This window comes from Comamonas aquatica (assembly GCF_018064205.1).
In the GTDB taxonomy this organism is placed as follows: Bacteria; Pseudomonadota; Gammaproteobacteria; order Burkholderiales; family Burkholderiaceae_C; genus Comamonas; species Comamonas aquatica.
Genome location: NZ_CP072916.1, coordinates 1,520,382 through 1,541,805 on the forward strand (window position 1 = coordinate 1,520,382; position 21,424 = coordinate 1,541,805).

At 56.7% G+C, this 21,424-nt stretch carries 38 protein-coding genes; 33 read left to right on the plus strand and 5 right to left on the minus strand.

The window, feature by feature from the left end:
* Nucleotides 1–351 precede the first annotated feature (351 nt).
* Entirely contained in the window at nt 352–699 is a 348-nt protein-coding gene (locus tag KAQ61_RS07135; protein WP_210931032.1) for a hypothetical protein, read from the minus strand.
* 118 nt (nt 700–817) lie between these two features.
* On the opposite strand from KAQ61_RS07135, the gene KAQ61_RS07140 reads away from it, so the two are divergent.
* The 12 genes from KAQ61_RS07140 to KAQ61_RS07190 all read left to right on the plus strand — a co-directional run bounded on the left by KAQ61_RS07140 (nt 818) and on the right by KAQ61_RS07190 (nt 7,035).
* Entirely contained in the window at nt 818–1,156 is a 339-nt protein-coding gene (locus KAQ61_RS07140) for a hypothetical protein (protein ID WP_210931034.1), read from the plus strand.
* Nucleotides 1,153–1,458 (plus strand): hypothetical protein, encoded by a 306-nt coding sequence (locus KAQ61_RS07145; RefSeq protein WP_210931036.1) that lies wholly within the window; start codon nt 1,153–1,155, stop codon nt 1,456–1,458. Before KAQ61_RS07140 ends, KAQ61_RS07145 begins: the two co-directional genes overlap by 4 nt.
* Nucleotides 1,455–2,717, plus strand: a complete 1,263-nt coding sequence (locus KAQ61_RS07150) for a replication initiation factor domain-containing protein (protein WP_210931038.1) — start codon at nt 1,455–1,457, stop codon at nt 2,715–2,717. Before KAQ61_RS07145 ends, KAQ61_RS07150 begins: the two co-directional genes overlap by 4 nt.
* Nucleotides 2,718–2,738: 21 nt before the next feature.
* Nucleotides 2,739–3,050 (plus strand): hypothetical protein, encoded by a 312-nt coding sequence (locus KAQ61_RS07155; RefSeq protein ID WP_210931040.1) that lies wholly within the window; start codon nt 2,739–2,741, stop codon nt 3,048–3,050.
* 3 nt (nt 3,051–3,053) lie between these two features.
* Entirely contained in the window at nt 3,054–3,245 is a 192-nt protein-coding gene (locus tag KAQ61_RS07160) for a hypothetical protein (RefSeq protein ID WP_210931042.1), read from the plus strand.
* 3 nt (nt 3,246–3,248) lie between these two features.
* Complete coding sequence (locus tag KAQ61_RS07165) at nt 3,249–3,506, plus strand: hypothetical protein (RefSeq protein WP_210931044.1); 258 nt, start codon at nt 3,249–3,251, stop codon at nt 3,504–3,506.
* A 206-nt stretch (nt 3,507–3,712) separates the two neighbouring features.
* Nucleotides 3,713–3,838 (plus strand): hypothetical protein, encoded by a 126-nt coding sequence (locus KAQ61_RS18935; RefSeq protein ID WP_276514458.1) that lies wholly within the window; start codon nt 3,713–3,715, stop codon nt 3,836–3,838.
* The gene (locus KAQ61_RS07170; RefSeq protein WP_210931046.1) at nt 3,828–4,127 is read left to right on the plus strand and encodes a hypothetical protein; all 300 of its coding nucleotides are present in this window, start codon (nt 3,828–3,830) and stop codon (nt 4,125–4,127) included. The genes KAQ61_RS18935 and KAQ61_RS07170 overlap by 11 nt, the downstream gene beginning before the upstream one ends.
* Nucleotides 4,128–4,178: 51 nt before the next feature.
* Complete coding sequence (locus KAQ61_RS07175) at nt 4,179–5,633, plus strand: hypothetical protein (protein ID WP_210931048.1); 1,455 nt, start codon at nt 4,179–4,181, stop codon at nt 5,631–5,633.
* On the plus strand, nt 5,634–5,954 hold the full coding sequence (locus KAQ61_RS07180; protein WP_210931050.1) for a hypothetical protein: 321 nt from the start codon (nt 5,634–5,636) through the stop codon (nt 5,952–5,954).
* The gene (locus tag KAQ61_RS07185) at nt 5,954–6,820 is read left to right on the plus strand and encodes a zonular occludens toxin domain-containing protein (protein ID WP_210931052.1); all 867 of its coding nucleotides are present in this window, start codon (nt 5,954–5,956) and stop codon (nt 6,818–6,820) included. Before KAQ61_RS07180 ends, KAQ61_RS07185 begins: the two co-directional genes overlap by 1 nt.
* 11 nt (nt 6,821–6,831) lie before the next feature.
* On the plus strand, nt 6,832–7,035 hold the full coding sequence (locus tag KAQ61_RS07190; protein WP_210931054.1) for a hypothetical protein: 204 nt from the start codon (nt 6,832–6,834) through the stop codon (nt 7,033–7,035).
* A 488-nt stretch (nt 7,036–7,523) separates the two neighbouring features.
* On the opposite strand, the gene KAQ61_RS07195 is transcribed toward KAQ61_RS07190, so the two are convergent.
* Nucleotides 7,524–7,877, minus strand: a complete 354-nt coding sequence (locus tag KAQ61_RS07195) for a hypothetical protein (protein ID WP_210931056.1) — start codon at nt 7,875–7,877, stop codon at nt 7,524–7,526.
* 17 nt (nt 7,878–7,894) lie between these two features.
* Nucleotides 7,895–8,320 carry a hypothetical protein gene (locus KAQ61_RS07200; protein WP_210931058.1) on the minus strand — a complete coding sequence of 142 codons (426 nt, stop codon included), beginning with the start codon at nt 8,318–8,320 and terminating at the stop codon, nt 7,895–7,897.
* A 118-nt stretch (nt 8,321–8,438) separates the two neighbouring features.
* On the opposite strand from KAQ61_RS07200, the gene KAQ61_RS07205 reads away from it, so the two are divergent.
* The 12 genes from KAQ61_RS07205 (at nt 8,439) to KAQ61_RS07255 (ending at nt 14,656) form a co-directional block, all read left to right on the plus strand.
* Nucleotides 8,439–8,777, plus strand: coding sequence for a hypothetical protein (locus KAQ61_RS07205; RefSeq protein WP_210931034.1), 339 nt, complete (start codon nt 8,439–8,441; stop codon nt 8,775–8,777).
* On the plus strand, nt 8,774–9,079 hold the full coding sequence (locus KAQ61_RS07210; RefSeq protein WP_210931036.1) for a hypothetical protein: 306 nt from the start codon (nt 8,774–8,776) through the stop codon (nt 9,077–9,079). The genes KAQ61_RS07205 and KAQ61_RS07210 overlap by 4 nt, the downstream gene beginning before the upstream one ends.
* Nucleotides 9,076–10,338 carry a replication initiation factor domain-containing protein gene (locus KAQ61_RS07215; protein ID WP_210931038.1) on the plus strand — a complete coding sequence of 421 codons (1,263 nt, stop codon included), beginning with the start codon at nt 9,076–9,078 and terminating at the stop codon, nt 10,336–10,338. Before KAQ61_RS07210 ends, KAQ61_RS07215 begins: the two co-directional genes overlap by 4 nt.
* 21 nt (nt 10,339–10,359) lie before the next feature.
* Entirely contained in the window at nt 10,360–10,671 is a 312-nt protein-coding gene (locus tag KAQ61_RS07220) for a hypothetical protein (protein WP_210931040.1), read from the plus strand.
* Between the two features lie 3 nt (nt 10,672–10,674).
* Entirely contained in the window at nt 10,675–10,866 is a 192-nt protein-coding gene (locus KAQ61_RS07225; RefSeq protein WP_210931042.1) for a hypothetical protein, read from the plus strand.
* 3 nt (nt 10,867–10,869) lie between these two features.
* Nucleotides 10,870–11,127 (plus strand): hypothetical protein, encoded by a 258-nt coding sequence (locus KAQ61_RS07230; RefSeq protein ID WP_210931044.1) that lies wholly within the window; start codon nt 10,870–10,872, stop codon nt 11,125–11,127.
* Nucleotides 11,128–11,333: 206 nt separating this feature from the next.
* A complete protein-coding gene (locus tag KAQ61_RS18940; protein ID WP_276514458.1) occupies nt 11,334–11,459 on the plus strand; it encodes a hypothetical protein in 126 nt (41 codons plus the stop codon).
* Nucleotides 11,449–11,748, plus strand: a complete 300-nt coding sequence (locus KAQ61_RS07235) for a hypothetical protein (protein WP_210931046.1) — start codon at nt 11,449–11,451, stop codon at nt 11,746–11,748. The genes KAQ61_RS18940 and KAQ61_RS07235 overlap by 11 nt, the downstream gene beginning before the upstream one ends.
* A gap of 51 nt (nt 11,749–11,799) precedes the next feature.
* Nucleotides 11,800–13,254 (plus strand): hypothetical protein, encoded by a 1,455-nt coding sequence (locus KAQ61_RS07240; RefSeq protein ID WP_210931048.1) that lies wholly within the window; start codon nt 11,800–11,802, stop codon nt 13,252–13,254.
* Nucleotides 13,255–13,575 carry a hypothetical protein gene (locus KAQ61_RS07245; protein ID WP_210931050.1) on the plus strand — a complete coding sequence of 107 codons (321 nt, stop codon included), beginning with the start codon at nt 13,255–13,257 and terminating at the stop codon, nt 13,573–13,575.
* Nucleotides 13,575–14,441, plus strand: a complete 867-nt coding sequence (locus KAQ61_RS07250) for a zonular occludens toxin domain-containing protein (RefSeq protein WP_210931052.1) — start codon at nt 13,575–13,577, stop codon at nt 14,439–14,441. Before KAQ61_RS07245 ends, KAQ61_RS07250 begins: the two co-directional genes overlap by 1 nt.
* A gap of 11 nt (nt 14,442–14,452) precedes the next feature.
* Nucleotides 14,453–14,656 (plus strand): hypothetical protein, encoded by a 204-nt coding sequence (locus KAQ61_RS07255; RefSeq protein ID WP_210931054.1) that lies wholly within the window; start codon nt 14,453–14,455, stop codon nt 14,654–14,656.
* Nucleotides 14,657–15,144: 488 nt separating this feature from the next.
* Here the strand turns inward: KAQ61_RS07255 and KAQ61_RS07260 are convergent, their stop codons facing one another.
* Nucleotides 15,145–15,498, minus strand: coding sequence for a hypothetical protein (locus KAQ61_RS07260; RefSeq protein ID WP_210931056.1), 354 nt, complete (start codon nt 15,496–15,498; stop codon nt 15,145–15,147).
* Nucleotides 15,499–15,515: 17 nt separating this feature from the next.
* The gene (locus KAQ61_RS07265) at nt 15,516–16,013 is read right to left on the minus strand and encodes a YdaS family helix-turn-helix protein (protein WP_210931060.1); all 498 of its coding nucleotides are present in this window, start codon (nt 16,011–16,013) and stop codon (nt 15,516–15,518) included.
* A gap of 368 nt (nt 16,014–16,381) precedes the next feature.
* Between KAQ61_RS07265 and KAQ61_RS07270 the strand changes: the two genes are divergently transcribed.
* The 9 genes from KAQ61_RS07270 to KAQ61_RS07310 all read left to right on the plus strand — a co-directional run bounded on the left by KAQ61_RS07270 (nt 16,382) and on the right by KAQ61_RS07310 (nt 21,263).
* Nucleotides 16,382–16,618: a hypothetical protein gene (locus tag KAQ61_RS07270; RefSeq protein WP_210931061.1), complete on the plus strand. Its 237-nt coding sequence runs from the start codon at nt 16,382–16,384 to the stop codon at nt 16,616–16,618.
* Nucleotides 16,615–16,845: a hypothetical protein gene (locus KAQ61_RS07275; RefSeq protein WP_210931064.1), complete on the plus strand. Its 231-nt coding sequence runs from the start codon at nt 16,615–16,617 to the stop codon at nt 16,843–16,845. Before KAQ61_RS07270 ends, KAQ61_RS07275 begins: the two co-directional genes overlap by 4 nt.
* Nucleotides 16,842–17,855 (plus strand): replication initiation factor domain-containing protein, encoded by a 1,014-nt coding sequence (locus tag KAQ61_RS07280; RefSeq protein WP_210931066.1) that lies wholly within the window; start codon nt 16,842–16,844, stop codon nt 17,853–17,855. Before KAQ61_RS07275 ends, KAQ61_RS07280 begins: the two co-directional genes overlap by 4 nt.
* Nucleotides 17,852–18,169 carry a hypothetical protein gene (locus KAQ61_RS07285; RefSeq protein WP_042419689.1) on the plus strand — a complete coding sequence of 106 codons (318 nt, stop codon included), beginning with the start codon at nt 17,852–17,854 and terminating at the stop codon, nt 18,167–18,169. Before KAQ61_RS07280 ends, KAQ61_RS07285 begins: the two co-directional genes overlap by 4 nt.
* 65 nt (nt 18,170–18,234) lie before the next feature.
* Entirely contained in the window at nt 18,235–18,444 is a 210-nt protein-coding gene (locus tag KAQ61_RS07290) for a major capsid protein (protein ID WP_210931068.1), read from the plus strand.
* Nucleotides 18,445–18,447: 3 nt separating this feature from the next.
* A complete protein-coding gene (locus KAQ61_RS07295; protein ID WP_210931070.1) occupies nt 18,448–18,642 on the plus strand; it encodes a hypothetical protein in 195 nt (64 codons plus the stop codon).
* Nucleotides 18,643–19,351: 709 nt separating this feature from the next.
* Entirely contained in the window at nt 19,352–19,960 is a 609-nt protein-coding gene (locus tag KAQ61_RS07300; RefSeq protein ID WP_210931072.1) for an IgG-binding virulence factor TspB family protein, read from the plus strand.
* Complete coding sequence (locus tag KAQ61_RS07305) at nt 19,957–20,244, plus strand: DUF2523 domain-containing protein (RefSeq protein ID WP_052369978.1); 288 nt, start codon at nt 19,957–19,959, stop codon at nt 20,242–20,244. The genes KAQ61_RS07300 and KAQ61_RS07305 overlap by 4 nt, the downstream gene beginning before the upstream one ends.
* On the plus strand, nt 20,241–21,263 hold the full coding sequence (locus KAQ61_RS07310; RefSeq protein ID WP_210931074.1) for a zonular occludens toxin domain-containing protein: 1,023 nt from the start codon (nt 20,241–20,243) through the stop codon (nt 21,261–21,263). Before KAQ61_RS07305 ends, KAQ61_RS07310 begins: the two co-directional genes overlap by 4 nt.
* Nucleotides 21,264–21,424: the final 161 nt, after the last annotated feature.

The following is a 21,424-nucleotide window of genomic DNA, read 5'->3' on the forward strand; positions in this document are numbered from 1 at the left end:
GCGTTTGAGCATCGCGTTTTCCTGAAACTGGAGCCTTCCCCAGTTCACGGCATCGCAGTTTGCAGCCGATTGGCCCCATGTGGACTCCCAAAACAGGGCCAACATAACCACACGCGGCGCTTGGCCTTTGCTGCAGTAGCTGCCCAAAGTTCGGGGCGAAATGTCGAGGAATTTAGCCAGATCTGCATCGTTGCGCCCGATGTTGTCCAGCAGCGAATGAAGGTGCGGAAGGTGCGCGGGTCTAGGTGCTCGGAACATGCGCAAAGCTGGTCAGATCAGGCCATGCGCAGTGGGCTAAAGAGAGGTCCGAAGCAACCGCTGCAGCGACGCTTAAACGCACGCAAAAGCGATTTAACATAATATACAGACTGCCGCCTTGGCAGCTGTACTTGCTACAGCAGCAGTAGCGGTCCCGGCAGCGCCCATCAGGGTTCCTGCGATAGCTGCTCCCGTCAGAAATTTGCGCACCATGCGCGATTTGCAGGCGCTTTCACGCTCGCTTTCTAGCGCTGCAATCACGATCCATTTCTCCACCGGCTCGCCCAGTTCTTCAGCCAATGCACCCGCGATTGCTGGGCTCAGATTTCCACGGTGTTTCGCAGTGCGCAGTGCGTTTGGACTGAGCTTCAATTTCTCTGCCCATTCGCGTGCGTTCTTCTTTTCTAGGGCCGCGTCTAGCAGTTCAAGGGTTGTTTGCATAGCTGTTCCTCACATGTTGTAGTGAAACTACGTTGTGTGATGAATCATATGTCATCGGCTTATCACATGTTGTAGTGTTGCGCCTTATCACGCCATGTGATGAATAGGAGCCGCAAGCATGTCCAACCGCCCCCCCGCCAGTTTTAGTCCGCCACCTGCCCCGACAAGCCCCAGCGAAAGCATTGCGGCTCCCGCTGAGGTGGGGCAGGTGGGGGGCACCTCTCTCGATCTTCAAAAGCTTCGTCGTCAATGCCTAGTGATTTTTCTTGTGTTTGGGTTTCTTGCGCCTGTTCTGCTTAGCTCTGTATTTGTCATCGGCAGTGCATTGGTTGCTTTTATTGACGCTCGCTTTTCTGACTACTCGGGTGCCATTTACGGCTGGTTTCTTTGGCTCATCTTCTGCCTTGTGACTACTCTCAAGGTGTATTGGGAAGACAAGCGGGAGATGGGCGCATGACCTCCATGCCTCTCCAGCAGCAGCGCGAACTGCGCGCAGTGGCCATGGCATTGCTGTCTGCAAAGCCTCCTGCCTGCGTCACTTCCGGTGGCGTCATGGCTGCCCGTGACTACAAAGAAAGGTGCGCTCTGGTCAACCGCTTTGCACGCGGTGGCGTGCTGAATGCGCCGGTTCGTTCGGCGCTTGCCGTCATTGCTTCCATGCATGGCGTTGCTATCAATTTTGGTTCCATAGCGCAGGCTTGCACACCTTCTGTCCCCGTAGGTAACACGGGGACAACTTCTACGGGGCAGGGCGTATGACAAAGCACCGTAATGACTTGGTCTTGGAAGGCAATGAGGTCAAGGCCCGCATCCATGCTGAGCAGATCAAGCATCGCGGCTATGTGCACACCGATTGGGTCCGCTTCACGGTCCATCGTCGCAATGCACCCTTGCCATCGGAAGAGCTGCTTTTCCCCCGGCCTGAGTTCACCTCCAGCCATTACCACGTCAGCGACCATGCCCGCCTGAGCATGTGCATGGACGATGGCAAGCCCGGGCGCCGTCACGAAGTCCGGCTGGCAAATGCCCTGCGTGAAATGTCCGATTCCGACCAGATGGCTGGAGCCCAGGCGTTCGAGATGGCTAAGGATGTGGCAAGCATCCTCGGTGCCGATTTCACGGTTGATCCAGAAGTTCGCAAGGGCAAAGACTTTTACCGCCACCGCCTGGACATTCTGCGCAAAGGTCACCCCGTTGGCTGGGTCGGATTCCTGAGTACCTCCGCTGGCTCTAGAGGTGATGCCCAGTCCCAAACCCTGCACGTCAACCTGGAGGGCATGGCCTGCACCTTCGCCCAAACCGGATGGCGCGACACTCTGGCCGACTACATCGACCAGCACCGTGGATTGCTGACCCGCATCGACCTCGCCGTTGACTTCTTCGACGGTATCGCGGGGGGCATGGAACGCTTTCGTGATGAGTACAAGTCCGGCCTGATGGATCACCTGGGCCAGCGCCCTGGTCACCGCCTGGATGGAACATGGGACTGCGATGACGTTGCGATTAACAAGGGTCGCAGCTTCTATCTGGGCAACCGTGCCTCCGGCAAGCTGACCAACATCTACGAAAAAGGGCTCCAGCTCTACGGTCCCGAATCCACCAGCCAGTGGACCCGGTTTGAGCTGCGCTACGGCAATCAAAAGCGCCTGCTGCCCACTGACATGCTGCGCCGTCCTGCCGACTTCTTCGCCGGGGCCAGCGACTGGCATACGGCAATCCTGCGCGAACACGGAGCCCAGGCATTGCCTGAGCCCGTGCCATGCGAGGCCCGTCTGCCCATCCAGACCATCGAAGCGGAAGTTGAACGCAATGCACGTTGGTTCCTCCGCACGGCGGGGGCCTCGGCCTGCTTGGCCATCAAGTACCTCGACGAAAAAACCATGTTCACCCTGGTTGATGACGAAAGCCGCATTCCTGGCCGTCTTCGCAAGTTCTCTATGGCCGAAGTCAAGGCTGCATACCTCCACGTTTTCAAGCGGATCAGCAGTAAAGGGCGTGCTGAACCCGCATTCGCTTAATGCCCGAACCAAGGAAAAACCATGCGCTTTACCGCTGAAGCTGTTCTGACTGGCATCCAGTCTTCCAAGGGCGAATACGAAGGTCGCACCTTTGATTCCACCACCTTCCACCTGGCTGTCGATCTCGGCGAAAAGTCCACGGGCGAAACCATCGGCACCGTGACCCGTCCTTTCAAGCTGGGCACCTCCACCGAGTTCGCCAAGTGGAAAAACATGAAGGGCAAGTGGCCTGCTGGCGGTATCGCAGTCGATGCCGTGTTCGATGTGGCTGCTGGTGCTGACAACAGTTCCAAGCTGACCTTGGTCGATATCCGTCCTAAAGCGGCGGCCTAAGCCATGGCCTACGTGATCCAGTCGGCTTACACCGGGGCTTTCCTGGCTCCTGACCCTGAAGACGGTCAGCCGCGCTGGGTCATGTTGCTGCGAGAGGCGCATGCAGTCCCTGATTACGAAACCGCAGTGGAAATGATTGAAGACCACATCGATCCTTTCCACAAAGCGCAGATCGTTGACTTGTCGGAGCTTTGACAAATGCTTGACTTGCTCTTGGCCCTTTCCTTCGCCTTGTTCGTGTGCAGCTTGATTTGGTTCATCTCAAGCGCCATCAGCTTTTGGCGATTCGTGCGCGGCACTCCTGGCCGTGAAGCTGCCGCCGTTGATCGCGCATCGGATGAGCTGAACGTCCTCGGTTTTTTGCCGGCCTCTAGCCACCAGCCACGCAATGCGCAGAGCGCCGCGTCACGCGGTGAGCGGGGCGCGGCGGGCGAAGCGTTGCGGGGCAGGTCGTGAAGGCTCTGGCTTTCTCCTTTGCAGTCCTCGCACTGCTCGCAGCGTGTTCATACGCTGTCGAGCGCCGCGAAGCAGGGCGGGCTGCGCATGAATTCCAAAAGGCGTGGGTACATGGACTGGTCTAACACCAACCACATCTTGCAAGTACTGATGGTCATCGGTTTGATGCTCATCTTTTTGCATGGCTTCAACTCAGGGAACAAGCTGTGATTGCAACGATTGATGCTCCAACCATCGCCAAAGTCATCGGCTCATGCATGACTGTGTGGGTCCTTGGTTACGGCATCGGGCAGTCGGTCGCATGGGTGCGAAAGCTGCGCGATGTTGTTTGACGTGCCGGACGTTTTTCCGGTTATTTCTCGAAAGTTCGATATGAAAGAAAAGCTCCAAGCTCTGCGCCAAATGGCGCTGAATAACGCGGCTCGCGCTGTCGTGGTGGTCGGTACCCTGCCTGTGGCCCTGGCCGCGCGCGCGCAGTCCACGGACCCATTTGATACGGCTGTTGCTGACGTCGGCACCAAGGTCGCATCCTATGGCGCTGCCCTTGTCGGTGTCGCTGCGGCTTCTGTGGCCTTCTGGGTTGCCATCAAGTACGTGAAGAAGATTCCCCGCGCTTCCTAATCGCGGCTCCTTCCCATTGGCCCGCGTGCGGGCCTTTGGCAAGGGGCTGCTATGAAAAAAATATTTATTCTGGCAGCGTTTGCGCTGTCGTCACTTGTACATGCGCAGGACGTTGACAGATCGTCTTTTGACCGATTCATGCACAAATCCCTTGGCGGTGGTTTGCATACCATCTCCATGGCATCAAACGGTACTCCGATAGCTGCTGAGCGCATTTCTAATCTTACGCCTGGTGGTGGCTGGGTTAATGCTGGTCAAATGTCAGTTGCAACACACCCGCAGGGGCTTGAGGTTCGCGGGCGCGCTCAGTTGCCAGTTGGTCCTAATACGAAAATTCCTGTTAATGTTTCAAGCTTAATTAGTGGTGCTTCTGTCATTGCTAGTTTGCAGCGTTGCATGGGGAATTTTTTGTGCGCTACAGCTATGACAGCGGGTAGTGCTGCATTAGGTCAGTGGCTTAATAATAATGGAATCTCTCTAAATCCTTCGCCGACAAGTTCTAATAATATTGTCGCTGATTTATCAAATCCTGAGCTTTGTTTTTCAAGTTGCTATTCTTATTTGTCTAGCACCACCAATAAATATTATCCTTCTGTGCGATCTGCTTGTTTGGCTGGTATATCAATATCTGGCGATTACCTTAAAAGCATAACTCAAGAATTTATCGGTTGGCGGTGCCAATACAATATTCGTGGTAGTGATGTTGTCTTGCAAGGGCCTGCTAGAACGCCTGATCAGCTTGTTTATGGAAGTTTTTCGCAATCCTATGCTGATAGGCTTGCTGCTCAGCCAATTCCGAATGATGTTTTAATTCCATTGCTCCAAGCTCAATACAAAGCTGGCAATGAATCCGGCTATGGTGCGCCAGCGTATTCAACTGGTGTTCAGGTTACAAAGACAACTTTATCCTCTGACCCTGTAGTCACTCCGTCAAATGCTCAAAAAACAGTAACTACTGAAAAAATAATAAATGCAGATGGCACTACCTCATTAAAGGAAACAACTAAACAAACTAGCTATCAGGTTAATGTTAATGAGGATGGTTCGGTTAGGGTAAAACCAATTACAACTACTACTGTAAAAATCGACGGTCAGGAAGTGCCCGATCTTACAAAAATTGAGGACGGCAAAACCAATGATCAGCAAGATATAGAAACCTGTGGTCTGCCAAATACTCCAGCCTGCAAAATTAACGAAGATGGCACGCCAGAAGCTCAGCAGGATACGCACAAAAAAGACGTTGATGATGCCTTGGTTGATTTGAAAAGGCTTTCTGTAAATCCTGAGACCTTTTGGCCTACCTTTCCGCAAATTCGTTGGGATTTCGCTTTGCCAACTGGTTGCGCCGCGATTGCAATTCCTGCTTTCGCGCCGTGGCTTCAAGAAATCGACATTTGCCAGTTTCAGCCCATTTTTCACGACATCATGAGTGTTGTTTGGGTGCTTGGTGGCTTGTTTGGTGCTATTTCCACATTCTGGCGTTCTACATTTTCAAAGGCGGCCTAAATGCCATTAGCAGCACTATTTCTCGGAAGCATTGGTCAAGTCCTCTACCGATTTATTGTCTATTTGGTGGGTGCACAGCATGCCGCCCGTGTTGCTGCCGTTTTGGCGCTGGCTAGCATCTACATTGCTTGTGTCAGCTACTTTTCTACGATGATCGTCCCTTGGCTTCAAGGCATTTTTAATACCGCTTATGGCTCGGTGCTGGGTCTTTTGTTTCCGCCAATTTCAGGGACTGTCATTGCCTCGTTGTCTTCCTACTGGGTGTGCGTCTACGGCGTGCACTACGTATCCAGCCTGACAAAGGCGGCGATGGGCAAGTAATGGCTGTTTACGGAGTTGTGGGCAAGCTCGGCACTGGCAAGACAAAGTTTGCGGTCTATCAGGCCCGCAATGCGCTGCTAGAGGGCCGCCGCGTGGCCTCCAATGTCGATCTCAAGCCCTGGTTGATGAACAAGTACCGGCGTCGGCATTACGTGCGCCTGCCGGACAAGCCTACCGCTTTCGATCTGGATGCGATTGGCCACGGTAACCCCGATAGCTACGACGAAGACAAAAACGGCGTCTTGATTCTTGATGAGCTGGGCACCTGGCTGAACACCCGCAGTTTTCAGGACAAGGGTAGGGCGGCTGTGATCGACTGGATGATCCACGCCCGCAAGCTCGGCTGGGACGTGTACCTCATCGTGCAGGATGAGGGCATGATCGACAAGCAAGTGCGCGAAGCCCTGATTGAATACCAGTGCCGCTGCATGAATCTGTCCAAGGTGAAGCTCCCATTCGTGGGCAACATCCTGGGCCTCATCAAAAAATCATGGGGCTACCTGCCGAAGATGCACACCGTCACGGCGCGCACCGGCTACGGCCAAAACGCCATCATTGCTGAGAAATGGATGTATCGCGGCACTGAGCTGCACGATTTCTACGACACGCGCCAGGTCTTCAAGTCTGACTATCCGCATGGCGCGCACAGCGTTCTGCCGCCCTGGGATTGGGAGCCTGAAAAGCTCCCCGGTGATGTGTTTCGTGAGCGCATTCAGGCCATCAGGTCGCGATTGCTACCTGGTGCACCAGCCAGGCCGGCGCCGAAGCCGCGCAGTAGGGCTCTTGATCTGATTGCGTCGCTCAATGTCACGCCAGACGAAAAGCTCCGACTGGCGCGCAGATACCTCCAGATGCAAGTGCGCTAGCATCGGTGCCCATGGCACTAGATACCCGTGACTATTGGAAAAAGCGCTTTAACAAGCGTGATGGCTATACAGAGAACGCCGATTTCCGCATTGGCGTAGCAGAACACAAGCGCAAAAAGTACCGCAGCGCCTGGGCGTCCAACTTCCGCAAGGTTGGTCTGCTTGTCCTGCTGGTCATCGTCCTGGGCCTCGTCAAGCGCTGGATGCAAAGCTGAGACTTTCGTCTAGGGCGAGGCAATCTCCTGGAGATTGCCTTCACGCAGCCGGGAGAGAACCTAGTCTTTCTGCAGGTGCTGTATAGCACCTGCGGGAAGCTGGGTGAACGGGAGGCACCCTGTCCGTGTTCTTGGCACGAAAATGTGCCCGCAGGAATATTTCACGATCGACGCAATTTTTTGCAAGAAACCTGCAAGCGCAATCTGCGGCCGCAGAAATCACAGGATCATGTGCGCGCATGCCTCGTTTGGGGCTTGCGGCCAGCAGTTCGCCTTATCTCGCGCGCCTACCTCGTGATGTGCTCACAAAGCAGGCTGGCGCGCCTGCCAATCGCTTCCTGAGGTGCTTGCATCAAAGCTGTCGCGTCGTGGCGCTCGCATAAGGGCTGGCCGGGTACGCGTGGCGTGTTGCCTGCCCAGGCATGCCGCCAGCTCGTCGCTGATAAACAAGGCTGTTCGCGCCGCAGGCGCTGCGGGTTTGATTGGGACTAGCGAACGTCAAAAATGGGGCTGTTGGCTGCCTTGTCCACCTCGGCCAGCGCTTTTTCGAGCTCAAGAATCTGGCGCTGCAGCTTGGCAACCTGGCGTTTGAGCATGGCGTTTTCCTGAAACTGGAGCCTTCCCCAGTTCACGGCATCGCAGTTTGCCGCCGATTGGCCCCATGTGGACTCCCAAAACAGGGCCAGCATAACCACACGCGGCGCTTGGCCTTTGCTGCGGTAGCTGCCCAAAGTTCGGGGCGAAATGTCGAGGAATTTGGCTAGATCTGCATCGTTGCGCCCGATGTTGTCCAGCAGCGAATGAAGGTGCGGAAGTTGCGCGGGTCTAGGTGCTCGGAACATGCGCAAAGCTGGTCACATCAGGCCGTGCGCAGTGGGTCGAAAACAGGGGTGTTGCTGTCGCTGCTACGGCGCGTGCAAACGCCTGTTTTTGCGATTAAACATAATATACAGACTGCCGCCTTGGCAGCTGTACTTGCTACAGCAGCAGTAGCGGTCCCGGCAGCGCCCATCAGGGTTCCTGCGATAGCTGCTCCCGTCAGAAATTTGCGCACCATGCGCGATTTGCAGGCGCTTTCACGCTCGCTTTCTAGCGCTGCAATCACGATCCATTTCTCCACCGGCTCGCCCAGTTCTTCAGCCAATGCACCCGCGATTGCTGGGCTCAGATTTCCACGGTGTTTCGCAGTGCGCAGTGCGTTTGGACTGAGCTTCAATTTCTCTGCCCATTCGCGTGCGTTCTTCTTTTCTAGGGCCGCGTCTAGCAGTTCAAGGGTTGTTTGCATAGCTGTTCCTCACATGTTGTAGTGAAACTACGTTGTGTGATGAATCATATGTCATCGGCTTATCACATGTTGTAGTGTTGCGCCTTATCACGCCATGTGATGAATAGGAGCCGCAAGCATGTCCAACCGCCCCCCCGCCAGTTTTAGTCCGCCACCTGCCCCGACAAGCCCCAGCGAAAGCATTGCGGCTCCCGCTGAGGTGGGGCAGGTGGGGGGCACCTCTCTCGATCTTCAAAAGCTTCGTCGTCAATGCCTAGTGATTTTTCTTGTGTTTGGGTTTCTTGCGCCTGTTCTGCTTAGCTCTGTATTTGTCATCGGCAGTGCATTGGTTGCTTTTATTGACGCTCGCTTTTCTGACTACTCGGGTGCCATTTACGGCTGGTTTCTTTGGCTCATCTTCTGCCTTGTGACTACTCTCAAGGTGTATTGGGAAGACAAGCGGGAGATGGGCGCATGACCTCCATGCCTCTCCAGCAGCAGCGCGAACTGCGCGCAGTGGCCATGGCATTGCTGTCTGCAAAGCCTCCTGCCTGCGTCACTTCCGGTGGCGTCATGGCTGCCCGTGACTACAAAGAAAGGTGCGCTCTGGTCAACCGCTTTGCACGCGGTGGCGTGCTGAATGCGCCGGTTCGTTCGGCGCTTGCCGTCATTGCTTCCATGCATGGCGTTGCTATCAATTTTGGTTCCATAGCGCAGGCTTGCACACCTTCTGTCCCCGTAGGTAACACGGGGACAACTTCTACGGGGCAGGGCGTATGACAAAGCACCGTAATGACTTGGTCTTGGAAGGCAATGAGGTCAAGGCCCGCATCCATGCTGAGCAGATCAAGCATCGCGGCTATGTGCACACCGATTGGGTCCGCTTCACGGTCCATCGTCGCAATGCACCCTTGCCATCGGAAGAGCTGCTTTTCCCCCGGCCTGAGTTCACCTCCAGCCATTACCACGTCAGCGACCATGCCCGCCTGAGCATGTGCATGGACGATGGCAAGCCCGGGCGCCGTCACGAAGTCCGGCTGGCAAATGCCCTGCGTGAAATGTCCGATTCCGACCAGATGGCTGGAGCCCAGGCGTTCGAGATGGCTAAGGATGTGGCAAGCATCCTCGGTGCCGATTTCACGGTTGATCCAGAAGTTCGCAAGGGCAAAGACTTTTACCGCCACCGCCTGGACATTCTGCGCAAAGGTCACCCCGTTGGCTGGGTCGGATTCCTGAGTACCTCCGCTGGCTCTAGAGGTGATGCCCAGTCCCAAACCCTGCACGTCAACCTGGAGGGCATGGCCTGCACCTTCGCCCAAACCGGATGGCGCGACACTCTGGCCGACTACATCGACCAGCACCGTGGATTGCTGACCCGCATCGACCTCGCCGTTGACTTCTTCGACGGTATCGCGGGGGGCATGGAACGCTTTCGTGATGAGTACAAGTCCGGCCTGATGGATCACCTGGGCCAGCGCCCTGGTCACCGCCTGGATGGAACATGGGACTGCGATGACGTTGCGATTAACAAGGGTCGCAGCTTCTATCTGGGCAACCGTGCCTCCGGCAAGCTGACCAACATCTACGAAAAAGGGCTCCAGCTCTACGGTCCCGAATCCACCAGCCAGTGGACCCGGTTTGAGCTGCGCTACGGCAATCAAAAGCGCCTGCTGCCCACTGACATGCTGCGCCGTCCTGCCGACTTCTTCGCCGGGGCCAGCGACTGGCATACGGCAATCCTGCGCGAACACGGAGCCCAGGCATTGCCTGAGCCCGTGCCATGCGAGGCCCGTCTGCCCATCCAGACCATCGAAGCGGAAGTTGAACGCAATGCACGTTGGTTCCTCCGCACGGCGGGGGCCTCGGCCTGCTTGGCCATCAAGTACCTCGACGAAAAAACCATGTTCACCCTGGTTGATGACGAAAGCCGCATTCCTGGCCGTCTTCGCAAGTTCTCTATGGCCGAAGTCAAGGCTGCATACCTCCACGTTTTCAAGCGGATCAGCAGTAAAGGGCGTGCTGAACCCGCATTCGCTTAATGCCCGAACCAAGGAAAAACCATGCGCTTTACCGCTGAAGCTGTTCTGACTGGCATCCAGTCTTCCAAGGGCGAATACGAAGGTCGCACCTTTGATTCCACCACCTTCCACCTGGCTGTCGATCTCGGCGAAAAGTCCACGGGCGAAACCATCGGCACCGTGACCCGTCCTTTCAAGCTGGGCACCTCCACCGAGTTCGCCAAGTGGAAAAACATGAAGGGCAAGTGGCCTGCTGGCGGTATCGCAGTCGATGCCGTGTTCGATGTGGCTGCTGGTGCTGACAACAGTTCCAAGCTGACCTTGGTCGATATCCGTCCTAAAGCGGCGGCCTAAGCCATGGCCTACGTGATCCAGTCGGCTTACACCGGGGCTTTCCTGGCTCCTGACCCTGAAGACGGTCAGCCGCGCTGGGTCATGTTGCTGCGAGAGGCGCATGCAGTCCCTGATTACGAAACCGCAGTGGAAATGATTGAAGACCACATCGATCCTTTCCACAAAGCGCAGATCGTTGACTTGTCGGAGCTTTGACAAATGCTTGACTTGCTCTTGGCCCTTTCCTTCGCCTTGTTCGTGTGCAGCTTGATTTGGTTCATCTCAAGCGCCATCAGCTTTTGGCGATTCGTGCGCGGCACTCCTGGCCGTGAAGCTGCCGCCGTTGATCGCGCATCGGATGAGCTGAACGTCCTCGGTTTTTTGCCGGCCTCTAGCCACCAGCCACGCAATGCGCAGAGCGCCGCGTCACGCGGTGAGCGGGGCGCGGCGGGCGAAGCGTTGCGGGGCAGGTCGTGAAGGCTCTGGCTTTCTCCTTTGCAGTCCTCGCACTGCTCGCAGCGTGTTCATACGCTGTCGAGCGCCGCGAAGCAGGGCGGGCTGCGCATGAATTCCAAAAGGCGTGGGTACATGGACTGGTCTAACACCAACCACATCTTGCAAGTACTGATGGTCATCGGTTTGATGCTCATCTTTTTGCATGGCTTCAACTCAGGGAACAAGCTGTGATTGCAACGATTGATGCTCCAACCATCGCCAAAGTCATCGGCTCATGCATGACTGTGTGGGTCCTTGGTTACGGCATCGGGCAGTCGGTCGCATGGGTGCGAAAGCTGCGCGATGTTGTTTGACGTGCCGGACGTTTTTCCGGTTATTTCTCGAAAGTTCGATATGAAAGAAAAGCTCCAAGCTCTGCGCCAAATGGCGCTGAATAACGCGGCTCGCGCTGTCGTGGTGGTCGGTACCCTGCCTGTGGCCCTGGCCGCGCGCGCGCAGTCCACGGACCCATTTGATACGGCTGTTGCTGACGTCGGCACCAAGGTCGCATCCTATGGCGCTGCCCTTGTCGGTGTCGCTGCGGCTTCTGTGGCCTTCTGGGTTGCCATCAAGTACGTGAAGAAGATTCCCCGCGCTTCCTAATCGCGGCTCCTTCCCATTGGCCCGCGTGCGGGCCTTTGGCAAGGGGCTGCTATGAAAAAAATATTTATTCTGGCAGCGTTTGCGCTGTCGTCACTTGTACATGCGCAGGACGTTGACAGATCGTCTTTTGACCGATTCATGCACAAATCCCTTGGCGGTGGTTTGCATACCATCTCCATGGCATCAAACGGTACTCCGATAGCTGCTGAGCGCATTTCTAATCTTACGCCTGGTGGTGGCTGGGTTAATGCTGGTCAAATGTCAGTTGCAACACACCCGCAGGGGCTTGAGGTTCGCGGGCGCGCTCAGTTGCCAGTTGGTCCTAATACGAAAATTCCTGTTAATGTTTCAAGCTTAATTAGTGGTGCTTCTGTCATTGCTAGTTTGCAGCGTTGCATGGGGAATTTTTTGTGCGCTACAGCTATGACAGCGGGTAGTGCTGCATTAGGTCAGTGGCTTAATAATAATGGAATCTCTCTAAATCCTTCGCCGACAAGTTCTAATAATATTGTCGCTGATTTATCAAATCCTGAGCTTTGTTTTTCAAGTTGCTATTCTTATTTGTCTAGCACCACCAATAAATATTATCCTTCTGTGCGATCTGCTTGTTTGGCTGGTATATCAATATCTGGCGATTACCTTAAAAGCATAACTCAAGAATTTATCGGTTGGCGGTGCCAATACAATATTCGTGGTAGTGATGTTGTCTTGCAAGGGCCTGCTAGAACGCCTGATCAGCTTGTTTATGGAAGTTTTTCGCAATCCTATGCTGATAGGCTTGCTGCTCAGCCAATTCCGAATGATGTTTTAATTCCATTGCTCCAAGCTCAATACAAAGCTGGCAATGAATCCGGCTATGGTGCGCCAGCGTATTCAACTGGTGTTCAGGTTACAAAGACAACTTTATCCTCTGACCCTGTAGTCACTCCGTCAAATGCTCAAAAAACAGTAACTACTGAAAAAATAATAAATGCAGATGGCACTACCTCATTAAAGGAAACAACTAAACAAACTAGCTATCAGGTTAATGTTAATGAGGATGGTTCGGTTAGGGTAAAACCAATTACAACTACTACTGTAAAAATCGACGGTCAGGAAGTGCCCGATCTTACAAAAATTGAGGACGGCAAAACCAATGATCAGCAAGATATAGAAACCTGTGGTCTGCCAAATACTCCAGCCTGCAAAATTAACGAAGATGGCACGCCAGAAGCTCAGCAGGATACGCACAAAAAAGACGTTGATGATGCCTTGGTTGATTTGAAAAGGCTTTCTGTAAATCCTGAGACCTTTTGGCCTACCTTTCCGCAAATTCGTTGGGATTTCGCTTTGCCAACTGGTTGCGCCGCGATTGCAATTCCTGCTTTCGCGCCGTGGCTTCAAGAAATCGACATTTGCCAGTTTCAGCCCATTTTTCACGACATCATGAGTGTTGTTTGGGTGCTTGGTGGCTTGTTTGGTGCTATTTCCACATTCTGGCGTTCTACATTTTCAAAGGCGGCCTAAATGCCATTAGCAGCACTATTTCTCGGAAGCATTGGTCAAGTCCTCTACCGATTTATTGTCTATTTGGTGGGTGCACAGCATGCCGCCCGTGTTGCTGCCGTTTTGGCGCTGGCTAGCATCTACATTGCTTGTGTCAGCTACTTTTCTACGATGATCGTCCCTTGGCTTCAAGGCATTTTTAATACCGCTTATGGCTCGGTGCTGGGTCTTTTGTTTCCGCCAATTTCAGGGACTGTCATTGCCTCGTTGTCTTCCTACTGGGTGTGCGTCTACGGCGTGCACTACGTATCCAGCCTGACAAAGGCGGCGATGGGCAAGTAATGGCTGTTTACGGAGTTGTGGGCAAGCTCGGCACTGGCAAGACAAAGTTTGCGGTCTATCAGGCCCGCAATGCGCTGCTAGAGGGCCGCCGCGTGGCCTCCAATGTCGATCTCAAGCCCTGGTTGATGAACAAGTACCGGCGTCGGCATTACGTGCGCCTGCCGGACAAGCCTACCGCTTTCGATCTGGATGCGATTGGCCACGGTAACCCCGATAGCTACGACGAAGACAAAAACGGCGTCTTGATTCTTGATGAGCTGGGCACCTGGCTGAACACCCGCAGTTTTCAGGACAAGGGTAGGGCGGCTGTGATCGACTGGATGATCCACGCCCGCAAGCTCGGCTGGGACGTGTACCTCATCGTGCAGGATGAGGGCATGATCGACAAGCAAGTGCGCGAAGCCCTGATTGAATACCAGTGCCGCTGCATGAATCTGTCCAAGGTGAAGCTCCCATTCGTGGGCAACATCCTGGGCCTCATCAAAAAATCATGGGGCTACCTGCCGAAGATGCACACCGTCACGGCGCGCACCGGCTACGGCCAAAACGCCATCATTGCTGAGAAATGGATGTATCGCGGCACTGAGCTGCACGATTTCTACGACACGCGCCAGGTCTTCAAGTCTGACTATCCGCATGGCGCGCACAGCGTTCTGCCGCCCTGGGATTGGGAGCCTGAAAAGCTCCCCGGTGATGTGTTTCGTGAGCGCATTCAGGCCATCAGGTCGCGATTGCTACCTGGTGCACCAGCCAGGCCGGCGCCGAAGCCGCGCAGTAGGGCTCTTGATCTGATTGCGTCGCTCAATGTCACGCCAGACGAAAAGCTCCGACTGGCGCGCAGATACCTCCAGATGCAAGTGCGCTAGCATCGGTGCCCATGGCACTAGATACCCGTGACTATTGGAAAAAGCGCTTTAACAAGCGTGATGGCTATACAGAGAACGCCGATTTCCGCATTGGCGTAGCAGAACACAAGCGCAAAAAGTACCGCAGCGCCTGGGCGTCCAACTTCCGCAAGGTTGGTCTGCTTGTCCTGCTGGTCATCGTCCTGGGCCTCGTCAAGCGCTGGATGCAAAGCTGAGACTTTCGTCTAGGGCGAGGCAATCTCCTGGAGATTGCCTTCACGCAGCCGGGAGAGAACCTAGTCTTTCTGCAGGTGCTGTATAGCACCTGCGGGAAGCTGGGTGAACGGGAGGCACCCTGTCCGTGTTCTTGGCACGAAAATGTGCCCGCAGGAATATTTCACGATCGACGCAATTTTTTGCAAGAAACCTGCAAGCGCAATCTGCGGCCGCAGAAATCACAGGATCATGTGCGCGCATGCCTCGTTTGGGGCTTGCGGCCAGCAGTTCGCCTTATCTCGCGCGCCTACCTCGTGATGTGCTCACAAAGCAGGCTGGCGCGCCTGCCAATCGCTTCCTGAGGTGCTTGCATCAAAGCTGTCGCGTCGTGGCGCTCGCATAAGGGCTGGCCGGGTACGCGTGGCGTGTTGCCTGCCCAGGCATGCCGCCAGCTCGTCGCTGATAAACAAGGCTGTTCGCGCCGCAGGCGCTGCGGGTTTGATTGGGACTAGCGAACGTCAAAAATGGGGCTGTTGGCTGCCTTGTCCACCTCGGCCAGCGCTTTTTCGAGCTCAAGAATCTGGCGCTGCAGCTTGGCAACCTGGCGTTTGAGCATGGCGTTTTCCTGAAACTGGAGCCTTCCCCAGTTCACGGCATCGCAGTTTGCCGCCGATTGGCCCCATGTGGACTCCCAAAACAGGGCCAGCATAACCACACGCGGCGCTTGGCCTTTGCTGCGGTAGCTGCCCAAAGTTCGGGGCGAAATGTCGAGGAATTTGGCTAGATCTGCATCGTTGCGCCCGATGTTGTCCAGCAGCGAATGAAGGTGCGGAAGTTGCGCGGGTCTAGGTGCTCGGAACATGCGCAAAGCTGGTCACATCAGGCCGTGCGCAGTGGGTCGAAAACAGGGGTGTTGCTGTCGCTGCTACGGCGCGTGCAAACGCCTGTTTTTGCGATTAAACATAATATACATTGTATCTCTCGGTCATTCCCATCATTTTTGGTCGTCGAACCACTTGCGTTTAAGCAACCAAGGGCCGGAATCTCTTTTCCCAACGCTGCCTCCAACACCTTACCTTTCGCTGTACCTTCGGTCTCCTTGAGAGTGGCTGCAGCTAGGATATTCAGAGCGTTGTATCCAGCAAAATAGCCGATTGCGGCTAGGTCTGCTGGCTGGCACTTGTCGTTGCCGTTCTTCCAATTTGTGATCTGTGCGCGATGCACACCAAGCTCCCGAGCGAGTGCAGCTTGGCTTCCAAGGTTTTTTGCTGCCTTTTCAATAAGGGTTATTACCAACGACATTGAGTAATCCTTTCTCTTTACATTCGGCAGTGCTGTAAGCCATTTCCTAACAACAACTTGCAGCAATTTTCTCACGGAGCCACCCGGACAGCGTGCAGTGATCAACAGCCCGTCCTACCGCCAGAAGCAGGGCTGCTCCATGAACCCCAAGGAGCCGCCAGCATGTCCCACACACCCAACACCCCGATAAGTTCCCCGCCTGGTCACCAACACCTGGCCGCTAGCCTGGCGGCTCCCGCCCAGGTTGACCAGGTGGGGGGCACCCAATTGCCAGTTGAAGTCCCTGAGTCGGACACCCTCTGGCTTTTGCTTACTGGTGGCTACAGCCTGAACTTTGTGCGCTCTGGCTTGATGAGTGGCTCGCCGCATTTTGAAAATGAGGCGAAGGTGCTGCGACAACGTGCACAGCGCGTTTGGGCACAGATTCGCGCAGAGGTGGGCGCATGACCACCCCCTTCATGCGCAACCAGCGCAACCGCGATCAGTGGCTGTCCATCGCCAAGTTCCTGCAGGAACAAAAGCCCCTGCCCAAGTTCAAGCGCAAGCCCTCCCCCGCCCAACAAGCCCGCGCCCTGGTCGCCACGATCGTGGCTAAGGGCTCGCAGATGGCGCGGCACGCAGCCGGGCAAGCGGAGCGCCGCACGGCTGAGGGACGTGACATAGGAGAGCCCAACCCATGACCGGCACTCCAGGCAATTACGTGGTCGACGGCCCCATGGGCATGTTCGGCAAAGGCCAATCCTCTAAGAGCTTCGCCAACGGTGAAGCCTTTTACGCATACGTCGACGCCCTTCGCAAGCTCGGCCGCACTGTGACCGTGCATGCAGACCATGCACCGGTCTTTGCCGTGGTCGAGGCCTCCAAGCCTGCACCTGTGTTCGACATGTCTTTGATGGTGTACGCATGACCCGCTCCCACCGCGCACAGCACGCCTCGGCTTCCCCCAGTGCTGTAACACTGGGGGAAACTCCCCGTCCCGCCATCGGCGGTGCAAAAGTCGACTGGCTCACCTTCACCTGGTTGCCTGAACCCGACGAACACATCCTGGCCACGGTCGTCGAACTCCTGCGCGGCCACGGTCTCAAGGTACACGCCGAAGACGGCAACGGCCATTTCGGTTTCCAGCAAGGGGCTCGTCTTTATGTCCTCCTCGACGATGGCGCTAGACATCAGGTTGGCTTGCTTGATTGGGGAGGTGAGCGCATGCGTGGCCGTGCTCGCCTTGATCTTTCCGGCTCCGCCTGCAGCCGTATCGCCAACTGGCAAGGCATGCAGGACTTCCTGTACGGCGCCTGGGATTGCACCATCACCCGTGTTGACTTGGCCGTTGACTGCCTTGATGGTGAATTCACCGTCGACGATGCCCGCAACTGGCTGCATGAAGGCCTGTTCACCGCTGGCACCGGAGCCCCTCCCCGGCACTCAACCCCTGGCGACTGGCTTTCTGAAACCCCGTATTACGGTCGCACCCTGGAAATCGGACGCCGCGAGAACGGAAAGATGCTCCGCGCCTACGAAAAAGGCCTCCAGCTCCTGCCCGGCTCCGGCGACAAGTGGACCCGCTTCGAGGTCGAGCTGCGCCGCAAAGACCGCGACATCCCCCTGGACGTCCTCACCCGCTGCGATGAGTACTTCGTCGGGGCCTACGAATGCCTCCAGCAGCTCCTGCCCGTTGCTGGCGAGCGCATCAAAACCCACCAAAAAGAAGGTGAGCTGACCGTCGAACGCATGGTCAGCCACTGCCGTGAAGCCTACGGAAAGCTGGTCAACGTCCTGCGTGTCCACGTTGATTCCGACGAGCTCATGGACGTTATTTCCCGCCCCGGCATTCCAAGACGACTGGAAAAGGCCAGCCAGGGCGGATTCATCGCGGGGTCGTCTCTCGCAAAACCCTTACCCAAGGAGCTAAGGCCATGAAAGCATACGTAATCGGTCTCCAAATCTCGGAAGGCGTCGCCAAAGCCACTGGCAAGCCCTATTCCATCGGCAAGCTGCACACCGCCCTCCCCATGGCTGGCGATGGTGCCCGCGGAATGATGGGCTCGGAATACCAGTGCGAACCCGCTGTCCTGCGCAAGCTGGACGGCATCAACCTGCCCGCCTACTGCGACCTCGAAATGCAGGACGTCATGCGCTGGGGCAAGCGCGTTCAAGAGATCGCCTCCATCTCCGTGGTCCCCAACGACCCCCAGCCTGTGCGTGCACCAGGCACCGCTGTGAAGACCGCCTGATTCCAGCTCGTAGCCTTGCGTGCAGGGCTACCGGCTGCAATCCCGCAGTGTTGAAAGGAGGACACATGTCCAAAGCAATCAAAGCCCGCCTGGCCGCCATTCCGGCCTTCGTTCTCGCCACCGTTGGCACCGCTCATGCTGCACTGCCTGCTGGCGTATCTGACGCTATCGACTCGGCACAAACCGACATGCTGGCCGCTGTTGGCCTGGTGATCGGTGCCATGGTTGCCGTCTGGGGTCTGCTGAAGCTGGCATCCAAGCTGGGCTGGCGCTAAGCCATGGCAGACACGAACACCGCCACGGCTAGCACGGAGACCCTCACGGTCGTCGTGCAGGTCGAACCAGCACCACCGGACGAAGAACGCCTGCAGGACCTCACCACGGTCTTCGGCCTGGCGCTGGTGGTGGTGATCGTTGTCTGGTGCTCCAAGCAGGTGCTTAACCTCTTTTCTGTGAACCCTGACCATGACTAGGAGCCCCCATGTTCAGTTCGCTCGAAATGTTCTATGCGGGCTTTCTCTTGCTGCTGCTCTGGGTTGCTTTCAAGTAGCCCATGCAGGCTATGCTCAGGCCACTCCGCCAGCTGGATGGTCTGCCGGTGGTGGTGCTGGTGGCGCTTTCACAGGCACCAAGGCTGCAAACGGAGCCACGTTCCTGAGTAGCAGCGTTACCACTAACGCTTCCTTGAATGTCGGTGGCCGTGCAGTCTCCATCCCTGCCACCATGCGTTTTGCAGCCAACGCCCCCCGCTTGGCTGCTGCAGCGGTCATGATGAACCCCTACCTTCGCACCGCCGCAGCTGTCGCTGGCTGGCTCGGCCTGGCCTCACTTGCATATGACCAGGTTTCGGGCACTTGGTCAGCCCCTGATACCTCTTCCCCTGTTTCTACTGGTCTTGAATGGTACGGCCCTGGCAATCCTGGCAAGTATTTCCCGACACTTTCCCAAGCTGGTGCACATCACGCTGCCTGGCTTAACACAGTTAATGGCTACAACCGGTTTTCTGTGTCTGGCACGGGGCAGTCTTCTTACACACTTTACGACTCCACGTACAAGACATACAGCACCGAAAATGCTAGTTCGCGTCCATCCAGTTGCCCATCTGGCTGGTACATCACCCCAGCAGGCTGCGTTCAAACTCCACCACCAAAAACAGTCACACAAGACCAGGCTATTGAAGAGATGATCAAGCGCCCCATGCCTGCCGATGTGCCTCGCCACATCCCAGAGCCCTTGCCTGTTGAGCTGCCCGAATATCAGCCCATGTTCATCCCCACGGGCAACCCCGTGCCGAACCCCAGCTACAACCCCAGTCAGCCCGTCTCGCCCTCCAACCAGCCCTTCGTGCAGCCTGGCGTGAAGGTGGAGCCTGCACCCAGTCCCAGCGCCCCCTGGCAGGTCGACGTGAAGCCCGTGAACCGCCCCACGGAGAGCCCAACAGGTTCACCAGAACCCACCACAGAACCGGGCACCGACACCCCCCGGGAGGATGGCAAAGAAGACCGCGACTTCTGCGACAAGAACCCGAAGTCCCTGGCCTGCGCCGAGCTGGACACCCCTGAGGAAGAAATCCCGAAGTCGACGTTTGAAGTCTCGTACTCGATAGAGAACAGCTGGGGCAACGGCTCCTGCCCTGCTGACAAATATGCCACCTTGGCAGGCAAGTCCATCAAGGTCTACGACTGGGCCCAGACCTGCGACTACGTCGCCACCTACGTGCGCCCCATCCTGCTGGTGCTCTGTGCCCTCGGCGCGCTGTTCATCGTCATGCCTGGGAGGGCTGAATCATGAAGCTCGGCACCTGGCTCCTGTCCATGATGCAGCCGCTGATCGGTCGCATCCTGGCAGCCCTCGGATTCAGCGTCGTCACGATCACCGGCTTCGAGCTCGTGATTGATACCGTCAAGAACATGGTGCGCGATGGCATCAACACGCTGCCCGCGGACATGCTCAACCTGTTTCTGTACGCAGGCGGTGGTCAAGGCTTGGGGATGATCCTCGGCGCCATCACGACCAAGCTGTTGCTGTGGCAAGTGCAGCGTGCGACGCAGATTCTTGGAAGGAACCCCGGATGATCACCGTCATCACAGGCACCCCAGGTGCAGGCAAGACCCTGTACGCCATCACCAAGCTGCTGCTGCCCCTGATCGGCACCCATGTGCCTGTGACCGATGACGACGGCGTCACCACGCTGCACCCCCGGGTGATCTACACGAACATCCGGGGTCTGCTGATCGAACACGAGCTGATCGACGCCGGAGACAACCAAGGTCTGCGCGACTGGCACACCTGGGCCAAGCCTGGTGCCGTGATCGTGTTCGACGAATTCCAGCGCGCCTGGCCGCCCCGGGCCAACGGCTCCAAAGTCCCCGACGATATCCAGGCCCTGGACACCCACCGCCACATGGGCGTGGATTTCATCCTGATCACGCAAAACGTCATCAACACCGACCGCCACGTGCACGGCCTGGTCGGTCGTCACCTGCATGTGCGCCGCATGGCCAACTCGCACATGTGCATCGTGTACGAGTGGGACCACTGCAGCCGCCAGCTGCTGTACGCCAAGAGCCTGACCAAGCAGCCCTGGCGCTACAGCAAAAAGGTGTTCAAGCTGTACCGCAGCGCTGACGCCCACACCAAGCAGCCCCGCAAGATTCCCGGCCTGGTCTGGTTCATCCTGATTGGCGTTCTGTCTGCCGCGTACCTCGGCCCCACGGCCTATGGCCGCCTGCAGGAACGCATCGCCGGTGGCAAGAAGCCCGAGACCGTCGCCCAGGCCCCGACCAAGCCAAGCCAGGCTGCAGCCCCTGCAGCAGACCTCCAGGCCGCCACTACGGCCCCAGCCCCCGAGGCCAAGCCCAAAGGCCCCACCCTGGCCGGCTGCGTGCGCTCCAGCACCAGGTGCAACTGCTACGACGACACTGGACAGCCCATGGCCCCCGAGCCCGGCACCTGTGAAATCATGACCGTCACCCCCAAGAACCTCCTGGCCGGTGGCAATGTCGACTGGTACCCAGACCCTCGGCCCCCGGTCGACGCCACGCCCACATGGACTGGCACCGTGGTCGGTACCCGCAAGGGCTGGCAGTTCTAACAGGACCATGTGCGCGCATGCTTTGTTTGGGGCCTGTCGCCAGCAGTTCGCCGGTTCTCGCGCGCCTGCCCTTTGATGTGCTCACCCGGCCACCTGCGCGCCTGGCCATCGCTTCCCGCTTCAACCAGGTCAAACACTGTCGCGTCGTAGCGGTTGCGCCT